This window comes from Enterococcus sp. DIV0901a (genome assembly GCF_051711525.1).
Classification (GTDB): Bacteria; Bacillota; Bacilli; order Lactobacillales; family Enterococcaceae; genus Enterococcus_B; species Enterococcus_B faecium.
Window position 1 is genome coordinate 2,420,297 of record NZ_JBIOMW010000001.1, and the last position, 13,481, is coordinate 2,433,777.

9 protein-coding genes are annotated in these 13,481 nt (G+C 37.9%); 3 read left to right on the forward strand and 6 right to left on the reverse strand.

Features of this window, described 5'->3' with window-relative positions; genetic code table 11:
- Positions 1-3 precede the first annotated feature (3 nt).
- Entirely contained in the window at positions 4-861 is an 858-nt protein-coding gene (locus IGL70_RS11640; protein WP_002285989.1) for an RluA family pseudouridine synthase, read from the forward strand.
- Positions 862-931: 70 nt separating this feature from the next.
- On the opposite strand, the gene IGL70_RS11645 is transcribed toward IGL70_RS11640, so the two are convergent.
- From IGL70_RS11645 to IGL70_RS11655, 3 genes are read right to left on the reverse strand one after another with little or no spacing between them, the layout of a single operon-like run.
- Entirely contained in the window at positions 932-1,789 is an 858-nt protein-coding gene (locus IGL70_RS11645; RefSeq protein WP_002285988.1) for an ROK family protein, read from the reverse strand.
- Positions 1,774-4,476 (reverse strand): alpha-mannosidase, encoded by a 2,703-nt coding sequence (locus IGL70_RS11650; protein WP_002285985.1) that lies wholly within the window; start codon positions 4,474-4,476, stop codon positions 1,774-1,776. The genes IGL70_RS11645 and IGL70_RS11650 overlap by 16 nt, the downstream gene beginning before the upstream one ends.
- A 12-nt stretch (positions 4,477-4,488) precedes the next feature.
- Positions 4,489-5,778 (reverse strand): glycoside hydrolase family 125 protein, encoded by a 1,290-nt coding sequence (locus tag IGL70_RS11655; RefSeq protein ID WP_002294491.1) that lies wholly within the window; start codon positions 5,776-5,778, stop codon positions 4,489-4,491.
- A gap of 149 nt (positions 5,779-5,927) precedes the next feature.
- Between IGL70_RS11655 and IGL70_RS11660 the strand changes: the two genes are divergently transcribed.
- Positions 5,928-6,974: a GntR family transcriptional regulator gene (locus tag IGL70_RS11660; protein ID WP_002297736.1), complete on the forward strand. Its 1,047-nt coding sequence runs from the start codon at positions 5,928-5,930 to the stop codon at positions 6,972-6,974.
- 1 nt (position 6,975) lies between these two features.
- Positions 6,976-9,129: a GH92 family glycosyl hydrolase gene (locus tag IGL70_RS11665; RefSeq protein WP_081156850.1), complete on the forward strand. Its 2,154-nt coding sequence runs from the start codon at positions 6,976-6,978 to the stop codon at positions 9,127-9,129.
- Positions 9,130-9,601: 472 nt separating this feature from the next.
- Here the strand turns inward: IGL70_RS11665 and IGL70_RS11670 are convergent, their stop codons facing one another.
- From IGL70_RS11670 to IGL70_RS11680, 3 genes are read right to left on the reverse strand one after another with little or no spacing between them, the layout of a single operon-like run.
- On the reverse strand, positions 9,602-11,053 hold the full coding sequence (locus tag IGL70_RS11670; RefSeq protein ID WP_002304851.1) for a response regulator transcription factor: 1,452 nt from the start codon (positions 11,051-11,053) through the stop codon (positions 9,602-9,604).
- Complete coding sequence (locus IGL70_RS11675; protein WP_002285976.1) at positions 11,050-12,774, reverse strand: sensor histidine kinase; 1,725 nt, start codon at positions 12,772-12,774, stop codon at positions 11,050-11,052. Before IGL70_RS11675 ends, IGL70_RS11670 begins: the two co-directional genes overlap by 4 nt.
- Positions 12,767-13,381 carry a DUF624 domain-containing protein gene (locus IGL70_RS11680; protein ID WP_002297732.1) on the reverse strand — a complete coding sequence of 205 codons (615 nt, stop codon included), beginning with the start codon at positions 13,379-13,381 and terminating at the stop codon, positions 12,767-12,769. Before IGL70_RS11680 ends, IGL70_RS11675 begins: the two co-directional genes overlap by 8 nt.
- Between the last annotated feature and the right edge of the window lie 100 nt (positions 13,382-13,481).

The following is a 13,481-nucleotide window of genomic DNA, read 5'->3' on the forward strand; positions in this document are numbered from 1 at the left end:
CTTGTGAAAATCACGATCACTTTACCTATGAACCATCCTGAAACAACAATTCGCGACTTGCTTGAAAAGGAATGGTTAGTTCCTAGAAAGGTTCGACACTTTTTGCGTATACGTAAAAACGTTTGGATCAATCAACAACCTGCTTTGTTCCATCATGAAGTAAAGGGCAATGACCAGATCACATTGTTATTCGAAGAAACAGATTATAATTATCAAGAAGTTCAATTAGGAGATGCGAAGCACATCCGTGTTTTATATGAAGATGAGCATTTGATTATAGTGGATAAGCCTGCAGGAATGAAGACTCATCCAAATGAACCGACAGAAAACAGTACCTTACTCAATCATTTAGCTGCTTATCTCGACACTAAACAGCAACGACCTTACGTTGTCCACCGCTTGGACAAAGAAACAAGTGGTGCCGTTTTATTTGCAAAAAATCCATTTGTCTTGCCGATACTTGGAAGAATGTTGGAACAAAAAATGATCTATCGGAGATATCAAGCCATCGTATGGGGAGAAATTGCCAAAGATATGACCATCACCAATAAAATTGGACGAGATCGCCATGATCGGAGAAAAAGGGTCGTAGATGATAAAAATGGTCAGAGCGCCTTGACACATGTCACTGTCAACAAAGTACTTTCTGAACAAACACAAGTCTATTGTGTTTTGGAAACCGGACGTACACACCAGATCAGAGTTCATTTAGCTCATAAGGGACATCCGATCGTTGGAGACCCTCTCTACCAAAATAGAACAGCTGAACGACTGATGCTCCATGCATTAGAACTGCACATGATCCATCCATTTACTCAAGAAAAAATAGTCGGTAAAGCTTTACCTGGATTATGGGAATAGAAATAAAAAAGAACAGAGTCTTATCAGCAGATAATGATAAGACTCTGTTCTTTTTGTGTAATTTGTCTGCTTACTTTTGATGTTCGTGTTCTGCTAACAGCAAACTACCGATAATCCCACTTTCATTCGGCAGTCCCCAACGAACGATATATTCACTTACTTGAGGTGTTTCCATATAACCACCCATCAATTCAACAAATTGCTGACGGATTTTTTGAAGGAGATGATCCTGATTCATTACCCCACCGCCTAAAATAATCTTTTCAGGTGCTAACGTCAACGTATAGTTGATCAGTGCTTGAGCAATATAATAAGCCTGAATAGCCCAAACAGGATGATCTTGCGGCAGATCTTGCCCTTTGATCCCTGTGCGTGCCTCAATAGACGGTCCTGCTGCTAATCCTTCTAAACAATCTTTATGATAAGGACAAGTACCTTCATAATGGTCATCTGGATGGCGTTTCACCCAAATATGTCCCATTTCAGGATGTGCGATCCCTGAAAAAATTTCTTCATTGATCACGACACCTGCACCGATTCCTGTTCCCACGGTAAGGTAAATACAACTATTTTTTCCTTGTGCTGCTCCTTGCTTCAATTCCCCATATGCAGCAGCATTGACATCCGTTGTCCAAGCAGCAGGAATATTGTAGCGTTCCTTGATTGTGCCAAGAAAATCGAATTGTGCCCACCCTTTTTTGGGAGTTGCCAAAACGTATCCGTAATTATCTTTTGTTTTGTCGATACCAATCGGGCCGAATGAGCCAATCCCGATTCCCTTCAATTCATAACGATCAAAAAATTCAAATACCTGATCCAATGTTTCTTCTGGTGTTGTGGTAGGGATACTTAATTTTTCTAAAATTTCTCCACCATCTGAAACCGCACACACAAATTTTGTTCCGCCTGCTTCTATTCCGCCATACATTCGTTTTCCTCCTCGAATCCGATTGTCCGAATCTCATAAGGTTGGATTATTGGGACAACCGCTTGCTTCGTTGGTTCTTCAAGCAGATTCAATATGACAGTTTTTCCATTGTCTTTAGTTATTTCCAATTTTTCTAAATGACTAGACATATTGAAACCTCTTACTACTACTTTATCACTAAACTTGCTGCGTTTCAAAGCTGTAATTGCAAACGTTTCACTTTTTATCGTTAAATATTGTTGTTTTGAAATCAATGTTCCTTCATGATGTTTGATTTGTTGAGTGGAAAAAGGAATCTGTGCTGCGTATGCATGCAAATAAGTAGAGAATTTTTCTTCTGGTCCATGTAGTTCAATGCTGTAATTGAACCGATGCTCACCTAGACACTGTGCTTCTGGTGTTGGAAAATATCCCCAATCGCCTAGTTCTCCCACACTGCGAAGTAGCGTCACTGCGATTTGTCCGTCTTCTGTTACTTCATATTCATTCAAACCAAAGTTTCCGACTGTTACACCGTACTCTTCATCATGAATATTGACAAATGCTTGCTGATGTTGCGGATTCGTGGGGTTTTCCCAACTTTTAGACACATGGTTTGGGCGCTTCACCACTTCAAAAATACTATCTGCTTCGTGATGTTCCACATGTAACTTTGTAGGAAACAAGACACGTAAGCGATGATCTTTCATCTGATTGTCGAGAGTCGTTTCAAAGTCGATTTTTTTACTATCTTTTCTGATTGTCATGATTGTTTTTATTTGAAGGATTCGTTTTTCTTTGGATCGTTCTGCTTTTCGATAACGAAATTCCACAACCATCTGCTGTTCTTTTTCTAAACGCTCGTCTGCAGAAACAGGGATTTCCATTTCCTGTAGAATACTTATTTTTGCTATTTCCGGTGTATCTACTAATACTTTTACTTCAGAGTTTTCTTTGTTACTGGATAGGATTGGCTGATCACAGAAAGGTTGTTTAAAGATATACTCATTTCCTATATCGCCGATATCTTCAAAAATATGCAGATTATTCAACTTTCGTTTGTTTTTGCGATCTTCCATTGTAATGGTACCATTTTTTTCAATCGTCAAATGTAGAGGGCCGTTTTCGATGATTCGTCCACTCTGATGAATCATTGTTTCCTTTTCTTCTGCTTTCGCTTCCCCTTCTACAAGCGCGAATGTTTCCCAAGAAAATGCTGGCATGTTTTCTAATGGTAAAGTCACTTTGATCATTCTTGCCATATATGGCACACGGAAACGGTCTTTCGGCAAATCATAACCAAATTGGACAGTTTCTTCAGATAAAATAGCTGGTATAGTGGCCCCACTTTTTGTTTCTACATGATACTTACGTTTAGGCAAATTTTCTAACTCTTGATATAGTTGTTCAGGTATTCCTTCAGCGAATCTTTTTCTTTCTAATTCGATGGTTATTTCTGCTTCACCAGTTTTATCCATTCCTGCAGTATTTACAATGACAAATGGAAAGCTGTCTTTTGGGAATCCGGTCGTATCGATTGCTGCGGTCAGCTGTTCTAAGGAATCTTGTGCAAGATACTTTCCAACTTCATCTGCTTTTTCAAAACGAGGTATCATTTCCCGATGGACAGAATCGACTGAACAACCGCAAATACTGTCGTGAGGATGATTTTGCATTAATGTCTTCCAAGCATAATCTAATTGATCATGGGGATAGTTTCCACTAACTTCATAAGCCATCGTCGCAAGTGGTTCTGTAATATTTTCTAGCTGTCGCTGGACCTTGGTATTCCATTGTTTTAAGTAAACCCGAGCAGATGCTGTATTGGCTAAAGTATACCAGCCATCCGTTTCTTGACTTGTCAATTCTCCTTCTACTGAGCCTAAGTCTTCTGGCACATCTTTTTGAACTGCTTCCAGATAGTCAGTAAAATTAGAATGAATAAACTCGTAATCTGGAAACAGTTCATTTGCGAGATGGATTGCTTTTGATATATCTTTTTGTACCGGTTGATGATCAACACCATTCATCATCAATAAGTGGTTCGTAGAGGCATATTGTTCTGCATCCGCTAATTTTTGCTTCCAAAAGGCAAGAGCTGCTTCTTTTTCTACTGGAATCTCATTCCCGTTGCTATACCAATTGGCAAATAGCAGACCAAAGATTGCTGTTTGATCAGGTCCTTTCCACCACATCTCTGAGTATTGGGAAGAATAGTTTTCTGCTTCCAAAACTTGATTATCAAAGCCAATTGGTTTTACACCACGGCCAAACGCTGCTGCTGAAATACCAGCTTGTTTCATTAATTGAGGCGTCTGTCCCATATTTCCAAATGTATCGGGAAAATAGCCTAACATGACAGGGGTTCCCCATTTACGGCTTTCTTCCATGCCAATCAGCATATTTCTCACGTTCGATTCCGAGCTGATAAGAAAATCATCTTGCAAGATATAAAATGGTCCAATTCTCAATTTTCCTTCATTGATTGCTTGTTGGATTGCCTGTCTTTTTTCTGGCCTTACTTGAAGATAGTCATCTAAAATAATCGTTTGCCCATCCAAATGAAAACTGTTGAAGGACGGATCAACTTCAAATAGCTCTAGTAGATCGTCTATCAATTCAATCAGTCGCATGTGATGCTGTTCGTAAGCCATGTACCATTCACGATCCCAGTGGCTATGAGAAATGATATATACTTTCTTTTTCATTTACGATACCTCCTACTTTTCTACTCTAATATCAAAGTAATCCATGACTAATTCGCAAAACATCATATTTGCCCAAGAAAACCATTCTCTCGTATAATTTTCAGGATTGTTCACATCGAATCCTTCGTGCATAAGGTGTGTTCCTGCGTCAGTTGCTACAAGTAAATTCAATATCCGCTCTTTTTCAGATTTGTCTGACGTTGTCATTCCTTCCATAGCTAATGCAATCGGCCAAACGTATTTTTCTGGCGTATGGGAGGATCCAATTCCTTTTGCGTACTTTCCTTCATAGAAATATGGATTTTCTTTACTCAACAATGTTCTTCTTGTTTGCAGATAATCTTCCTCTTGTTCAGAACAATATCCCAAGTAAGGTGCGGCGATCAGATTGGGCACATTACTGTCATCCATGACTGTGGCGTTTCCCATTCCATCTACTTCATATGCATAAATCGTTTGCCCTTTTTGATTAACCGTTCGTCCGTGATTCTGAATCCCCTCTTGGATCTCTTTCTTCAATTTCTGTGTTTGCTGTACAATTTCTTTATCATCGAGTATCGTTTGAAAAATTTCTTCCACATAACCTAACACGACCACCGCAAACATATTGGATGGTACCAGATATCCATAACGGCAAGCATCATCGCTAGGACGGAAACCAGACCATGTCATTCCTGTAAAAGCTGTTTTTGCACCTCGCCCGTCATTGATCAGCGTATCTTCTTTTCTTGTCGTGTCTCGTACAAATGTATAAGGAGAGTGTTCATGATCTTGCTCTGTTTTGAACACGTCCAAGATTTTTTTGATACCTTCAATAAAAGATTGATTGAATTGATCAGTTTTTCCTGTATTTTTGTAAAGAAGATAGGCCAACTGTATTGGGTAGCATAAAGAATCAATTTCATATTTTCTTTCCCAGATCCAATCGTTCATTTTTGTATGATCTGTTTGGTGGCCAGCACCGTTAGCTTCTTCGTTGAAGGCATTCGCATATGGATCGATATTGATATAAAAAAATTGCTTTTTGACTAACCCGCTGATCATGTCAGCTAATTCCTCATCTTCTTTTGCAATCACTAAATAAGGACGAACTTGTGCAGTAGAGTCTCTTAACCACATCGCTGGAATGTCTCCCGTCAATAAAAAGGTGGTTCCGTCATTTTGCTTTTTGACTGTTGTCAACAGAGTATTGGCAAATGCTGCTGTAAAATTCTTTGCCCAGTCCGCATGGATATCTCCACATTTTTGTGTGATATCTTCCATAAATTTCTGCACCGATTTTGGTATATCTTTATAAACCACTAATAAAACCTTCTTTCTATTTGATATATCTTTAAAGATTATACTTCATACAGCCAATTATGTCTACGCTTTCAAAAAATATCTTTTTATTTACTTTTTCATCCATTATGGTATTATTTAAATATGATATATCATTAAGAGGTGTTTATATGAATCAACCATTGTACCAGACAATATTTAATGATTTGCAAACGGCTATTTTAACTGGTGAATTACCTGTAGACAGCCAACTACCAACTGAAAAAGAACTTTCACGTACCTATAAAGTAAGCAGAATCACTTCCAAACGTGCATTGACTGAATTAGAGCAATTAGGACTTATTTATCGCGTTCGCGGGAAAGGCAGTTTCGTTAAATCCGCTTCTCCGGAACAGATGCTTGCTTCTCCTACAAAAACACGACGGATTCTGTTTCTTCTTCCATATGTCGCTGATTTGTCTGTTGGTGATTTTAGCAAGGGATTGAACCCTGTGATGCAAGATAAACAGATTGATGTCATGATGACGACGCTTGACTTTCTACAAAATAAAACAGCAAAAGAGCTAATCAATGAATTTGACGGATTGATTTATTATGCTCTTGATACAGAACAACATCTTGACTTACTTTTTGAGCTTTCATTGAAAGAATTCCCTGTCGTCATATTAGATAAAAAAATCTATGAGTTACCTTTTCCTACCGTTCTTTCCGATAATTTCCAAGGCGGTGCGCTTGCTGCCTCTTATTTGATCGAACAGGGTCATTCAAAAATCGCTTATTTGTTTGGTACGCAGACTCATCCACAATCCGTTCGACAGCGTTACCTTGGTTACCTTGAAGCATTGGACAAAGCTGGTTTGACTTTCCACACTTCACTGGATGACAAAAGCGCGACATTAGATGAATTGCTTTCTTATATCACTAAGTATGAAGTAACTGCTTTTGTTTGTGAAAACGATGTTGTCGCTATCCAGACCATGAATCTCTTGAGACAGCATGGTTATCATATCCCTGAAGATTTTTCAATTATCGGATTTGATGATATCCAAGCAGCAGCTCTTGTTGACCCGCCACTGACAACCATCGCACAAGATTTTGAACAGTTAGGTAAGCTTGCGGGAGATGCTTTGGTCACTTGGTTAGAGACAAAAGATCGACCATCCGATAGTAAATTTCCAGTTTCATTCATCAAAAGACAATCAACAAAGGAGAAATAAAATGAATATCGGTCAAATAGATACTAGACATGCAACAGCGAATCAGCCAAATTTCTCTAATGGGAACTGCCAGCCTTATACTGGCGTTCCTTTTGGGATGAATTATTTTGCACCGCAAACTACGGATCAAAACGGCAGCTGGTGGTTTCATCCTGATGACCGCGTTTTTCAAGGCTACCGTCTTACCCATCAACCAAGTCCTTGGATGGGTGATTTCAGTCATATGCTGTTTACGCCGATCAATGGAAAACTACAGGAGAACACCCTTTTCCATGCTCAAAGTTCTTACCGCCCAGAAGAAAGTATATTTTGCCCGACTCATCTGTCGATCTGTCAATTACGTTATGGCATCTGTTCTACATTGATACCTAGCATGTATGGCGGAATCTTATCTATTGATTACAGCAAAAATGATAGCGGTTTACTTTTATCCTTTCCGGGACGCCATCAGCTCTTTGTTATAGATCCTTACACAGTGGAAGGAAAAATCACACATTTTGCTGGTTCAGAAGATCCTGATTTTTCTTTTTATTTTATATTGAGATTTGAATATCCTTTAACAATTGATGAGTTAGCTGTTTCCAACAAAAATAGCGACTCGATCCCGTTGTATTTTGAACAGACAAAAAAACAAACTATCCGATTTGGGACATCTTTTATCAGCTCGGAACAAGCAGCTTATAACCTGGAACTAGAACAAAACCAAAGCAAAGAGACTTACCTTGCTCACAGTCAAGAACAATGGCAGTCCTATTTTGATCGTATACAGCTCACACACCATGATCAACAACAATTGCGGACGTTTTATCATAATTTATATCGGGTGTTTTTATTTCCACAAACATTTTATGAAATTGATCCTAGTGGGCAAAAAATCCACTATGATACGACTAGTCGATCTATAAAACCTGGTGTTCTCTATACAAATAATGGGTTTTGGGATACGTATAAAACGGTTTATCCTCTTTATTCTTTGATTGCTGTAGAAAAATACGAAGAAATGCTGGAAGGTTTTTTGAACAGCTATAGAGAAAGTGGCTATTTGCCAAAATGGCTGTCTCCTGATGAACGTGGACTTATGCCTGGGACATTGATCGATGCGGTCATTGCAGATGCTGCTGTAAAAGATATCCGACGAGACTTGATGCCTGAATTTCTAACGGCAATGGAAAAAGGTGCTACGGTTCAAAGCAAACATCCAAATTATGGACGCCAAGGAACAGAAGATTACTTGACATATGGCTATGTTCCTAATCACTACCACGAATCAGTCAATCACACATTAGACTATGCTTATAGCGATTTTTGTATTAGCCAAGTTGCCAAGGTACTAGAAGAGGAGGAAATGACGAAGAAATATCAGCAGCAATCATTGAACTATCAAAATATCTTTGACTATGAGTCAGGATTTATGCGTTCAAAAGATAAAGATGGCAAGTTCAGAGAACCATTTTCAGCTAATCGTTGGGGACAAGATTATGCAGAAGGAAGTGCTTGGCAAAGCAGCTTTGCTGTTTATCACGATTTTTCAGGACTGATCGGAAAATATGGTGGCAGTGAGAGATATAAAGAAAAACTCATTGAGCTGTGCAATCAGCCCCCAACGTTTGACCCAGGAGGATATGGTTTTGAGATCCACGAAATGAGTGAGATGGCCGCGATAGAATTTGGACAATTAGCTATTTCAAACCAGCCAAGTTTTCACTATCCTTACTTGTTCAGTTATATAGGACAACCTGAAATGGCACAGCCACTGCTTAAACAGTTGATGACTCAGACCTTCGACGATTCTCCAATGGGTTACCCTGGAGATGAGGACAATGGAAGTATGGCCGCTTGGTATATCTTCAATAGTCTGGGATTTTATCCTGTCACGCCTGGAACCGGTGAATATGTTATCGGTATGCCATTAATTGACAAGGCTGTTTTGCTTTTGTCAAATGGAAAGGAATTGACGATTGAAGCAACGCCTAATCGGCCGCAGCAACAATTTATCCATAAAATCAAACGGATGGACAAAGAATATACGAAATTATATTTTACCCATCAAGATTTGCTGAAAGGCGGCACGATCTCTTACCAATTAGGGATCGTCCCTCACCCTAAGAAATATCAAGCAAAAGATTTGCCTTTTTCCTTATCAAACTATAATTAACAAGAGGATGTGAAAAAACTGTCCTGCATCAAGTAATAAGAACAGCCAAGCAAAAATAGCTCCTCATATTTTTCGTTTGGTTGGGCTTATTGCCGCAGATGCAAGCTTTTGAACTCCGTTTATTGAGAGGTTGTGAAATCAGCGTTCTGACCTGAGTATTAGAGAGACAAATGGCAAAATAGTTCCTCATATTTTGCCATTTTTTGAGCTAATACCGAGGGTCAGCTGATTGAACACCGTTTAGTGGAGAGGTCGTGAAAAAGCTGTTTAGTTTCGAGTATTAAGAAAAATTTTGTGAAAATGGCTTTCCACATTTTTGCATAAATTTGGCTTAATACCGAGAAACTGGCTTTTGAACTCCGTTTATCGAGAGGTCGTGAAAATGCTGTCCTGCATCAAGTAATAAGAACAGCCCAAAATTAGATTTCTAGACAATTTTTTATAAGTTATTTCATTACATTGGCTTTTTCTTTTATGATTCTCCACTGTTTTCTCGGTACTCTTTAGGGGATCTGCCGACGATTTTCTTGAATAATTTAGAGAAATACGTGGTGTTGTTGTAGCCAATCTCACTTGCTATCTCATTGATGTTTTGATTACTGTGCAAAAGCAGTTGTTTCGCTTTTTCCATACGTAAATGGTTCAAATAAGCTGAAAAACTTTTTTTCGTTTCTTTTTTGAACAGCTGTCCTAGATACATGACATTTAAATGCAGGTTTTCTGACACTTCTTTGAGTGTAAGTGGTTCTTGATAATGCTGGTGCAGGATTACGATTACTTTTTCCACATTGTCACTGTACTTTTTCTGTCTCTGATGCTTTTTGATGAATGACAGAAGTAGCTGCTGAAGTTCTTGCACCGTTTTTGCCTGATGGATTTTTTCGATTCCTTGTAAATATTCCTCATCTTCCAGATCAATCAATTCCCGTTGAATCTCCATAAACAGTAAAAAACTGGAATATCGTATATCTTCCGGCATCATGGCTGCTAACTGAAACTGTTCAAAAAAATCAGTGATCATTTTTTGAGCGACTTCCAATTGTTTATTTTGCAGCACGCGTCTGAAACTTGAAAAATCGATGGTTTGATCTTTTGTTTCTGCTTGTACTGCGTAAAAAACATGCTCGTCTTTATCTCCATAAAATTGATGCAACTGTAGATTGTCTTTCGCTTGTTGGAATGTTTCAGGGATTTTGTCCAAAGAATCTGTCTCTTCCCCGATACTGATCAGCCATTCCTGATCAGGAAAGTTTTCTTGAACAAAACAACAGAAGCCATCAACTTCATCTGCCTCCAACAACAACGTGATCAATACACGGTCTCCGTAATTTCGTTGATAGTAAAAGATTTGTTGCCGTTCTTGCAACCATCTATTGATAAGAGTATCATGAGTTCTTGCCAGTTGAATCAATACTATCCTATGCTGCTTCTCACTTATTTGTCCTATTATTTCTTCTTCACTTATTTCATCCAATTCTTCATTCAACCATTGACTGAATAACAGTTCTTGATAGATTTCTTGTTGATTTTTTTGTTCATTTTGCTGATCTAACCGTGTTTTGATTTTCTTGAGGCTTTCAACCAATTCGAACTTATTCACGGGTTTCATCAAATAATTCACGGCGCCTAATTGCATACCTCCTTTCAAATAATCGAATTCTTGGTATCCTGATAAAATCATAAATTCAAAATTATGACGTTCTTTTTGAGCCGCTTCAATAAATTCCAGTCCATTTATTTCTGGCATTGTCACATCCGTTACTACTAAATCAATCTGTCGCTGTTCAAGTACAGCTAGTCCTTCTTTGGCATTCTCTGCTGTTGCTACTATTTGAAAGCCTAAACTTTGCCAATCAATTATCTTTTTTAACCCATTCAAAATCATGTATTCATCATCTACCAATAACACTTGATACACGCTCATCCCTCCTTGAATGTAATAGAAACGGTCAGTCCACCTGTCTCATTATTCTCAAGCGACATATAATAACTGCTGCCGAAGCTGGCACGTAAACGTTCATTCACGTTTTGCAGACCGATAGAACCGTGAAGTTCCACTTTAGGATGAGACAGTTTTTCTTCAATCTGTTTTAGCCGTTTTTCAGTCATCCCTTTTCCATTATCTTTGATGATGATCCTTACCCGTTTGCCTTCCTGCAAGACTTTGACACTTAGCGCATTATCGAATCGAGTAAAATCAATACCGTGTTTAAAATAATTTTCAACTAATGGCTGGATCACAAATTTAGGTACTTCGATCTTTTCCAAATCAGGATCGATCATAAAATGATAGGCTACTCGATTAGGATAACGCATTTGATACAAATAGACATATTTTTCGCAAAAGTCCAGTTCTTCTTTTAAAGTGATCGTTTTCTCTTGATTCGTATTGTTTCGAAGCAAAGCGGAAAACGCATACACAACATCTGCTAATTCTTCACTTCCTTCGCTGATTGCATACATTCGGATATATTCTAATGTATTATATAAAAAGTGTGGATTGATCTGTGCTTGAAGCGCCCGCATATGTGCGTCTTGCTGTTTGATTTCTAATTTGTAGATGTCTTCTACAAACTGATTGATGCTATCCAACATTTCGTTGATACCGATTGAAAGTTCCTTCAGTTCATATTCCGTGTTTGTTATGTCGATCCGCGTCTCTAAATTCCCTGCTGCTGTTTGATCCATGGCCTGCATGACGATAGATACTTGCTGTGAATATCGTTTGAATGTTTTATAAAGAAAGATAAGCAGTATATTGTCTAAAATAATGATACCAATGATCAGCGGGGCAAGATTTTTTCCCGTTTCGATTTTTACACTTTTTTTATCTAGTACAGCTAATATACGATAATCATCAGACAGTTCTTGGTGTTGAACAAAATTGTTTTTTTCCAGATCGTCAATCGGCAATTGTGAATTTTTCTTCAGACTCTCTGTGATGATCATTTCTTGTCTTTCAAACGTTTCTTTAGCTATTTTATTATCATGGAATGTGTATAGTCGATTTGTCGTTCCAGAAATCATGTATAAAGAGAGTCCATTAAATGACGTTAGATTTTCTAAAATCATATCTAGTTCTTTCTTTTGAAAACCAATAAAAATACTTCCTGACTCAGCTCCTCCTTGTGTGATAGGCAACTTGATATAAAAGGCGTCTAGTAATTTTGGTGTCCCCTTTTTTATTTCCCCACCTTTGTTTTCTCTAGAAGATTCATAATACTCCGGTAGTTGATTCAACACGATATATATCGCACTTAGTTCTTCATAATTTGCGTAGAGATCTTTGATTTGATTTGGGAAAGAAACTAATTCATCGGTACTGTTTTGCTGTTCGTATACATACATCAGATACTGATCTATGGGTTTTGTTAAGTAGGTCGTCACATTTTCGATCTTTTCGGAATTCCCTACAAGCTGGTTTTTGATGATCCTACTCAAGGTTGTTTTATCATTCAGCATTCTGCTTGTGCTTTGAACGGCATCACTTGTCATGTTTTCTGCCTGTTTTTGATTTTGTTCCCAAGTATGGATACTAAAAATAACGGTAGCAGTCATCGTTACACCGATCATGATAACCGCGTATTTCCGCAACAGACGATTTAGTAAGGTTCCTTTTGAAAATAGAATCCGAAACTTATTCATAACTTTCCAACTGTTTATCTAATTCTTCACGCCAATGTGTTGTCATCGTACCATTCCAAACCGTCAAAAGACCAATGACACCAAACAGGATCAATCCTTTGAATTGCCAAGTCACGCCTAAAATTATACCGCTACCAATAATTATTTTTAGAAAAGACGAAAAGCTGGAAAAAACCGAAATAAAACTTAGCTTTAGCAGATTAGGAACAGAGATCGTATATTCACTATCTAAAATCATACTGTATTGATAAGTAGCAAATAGGCAGAGCAAGGCAAAAAGTAAAATAAAATCAATAGCTAAAAAAATGAGCCCTTTGATTTGAACAGATAAATATAAATTGTAACTCAATAAAGCAGTACCAGATAAAAATAAACTAAATAGCAGATTGCCTCTTAAAAAATTTCTTTTATATATATTCCAGCCTCTTTTTATTGTGATTTCTTTATACTCGAATCCGTACAAATAAAATAGTTCATTGACTGTTTTCCATGCCGCACCTAATCCAAAGATGATCCCGCCGGCAAATGTATATATCCAGAAATACAAGGTTAGTTTTATAACGACCCAGATCCGGATAAATAACTCTTCCAAAACCTTCCCTAACATATCTTCTCCTCCAAACATTAAGTTTATACTTTCTCATTATACAAAAAAAGGTTGGGCAATCAGCACCTTGACCTGATTATTAGAGAAACAAACGGAAAAA

Excerpts from the sequence above, each read along its gene's own strand:
- IGL70_RS11665 (WP_081156850.1), top strand. The coding sequence starts at position 6,976 with ATGAATATCGGTCAAATAGATACTAGACATGCAACAGCGAATCAGCCA.
- IGL70_RS11675 (WP_002285976.1), bottom strand. The coding sequence starts at position 12,774 with ATGAATAAGTTTCGGATTCTATTTTCAAAAGGAACCTTACTAAATCGT.
- IGL70_RS11670 (WP_002304851.1), bottom strand. The coding sequence starts at position 11,053 with ATGAGCGTGTATCAAGTGTTATTGGTAGATGATGAATACATGATTTTG.
- IGL70_RS11660 (WP_002297736.1), top strand. The coding sequence starts at position 5,928 with ATGAATCAACCATTGTACCAGACAATATTTAATGATTTGCAAACGGCT.
- IGL70_RS11680 (WP_002297732.1), bottom strand. The coding sequence starts at position 13,381 with ATGTTAGGGAAGGTTTTGGAAGAGTTATTTATCCGGATCTGGGTCGTT.
- IGL70_RS11645 (WP_002285988.1), bottom strand. The coding sequence starts at position 1,789 with ATGTATGGCGGAATAGAAGCAGGCGGAACAAAATTTGTGTGTGCGGTT.
- IGL70_RS11650 (WP_002285985.1), bottom strand. The coding sequence starts at position 4,476 with ATGAAAAAGAAAGTATATATCATTTCTCATAGCCACTGGGATCGTGAA.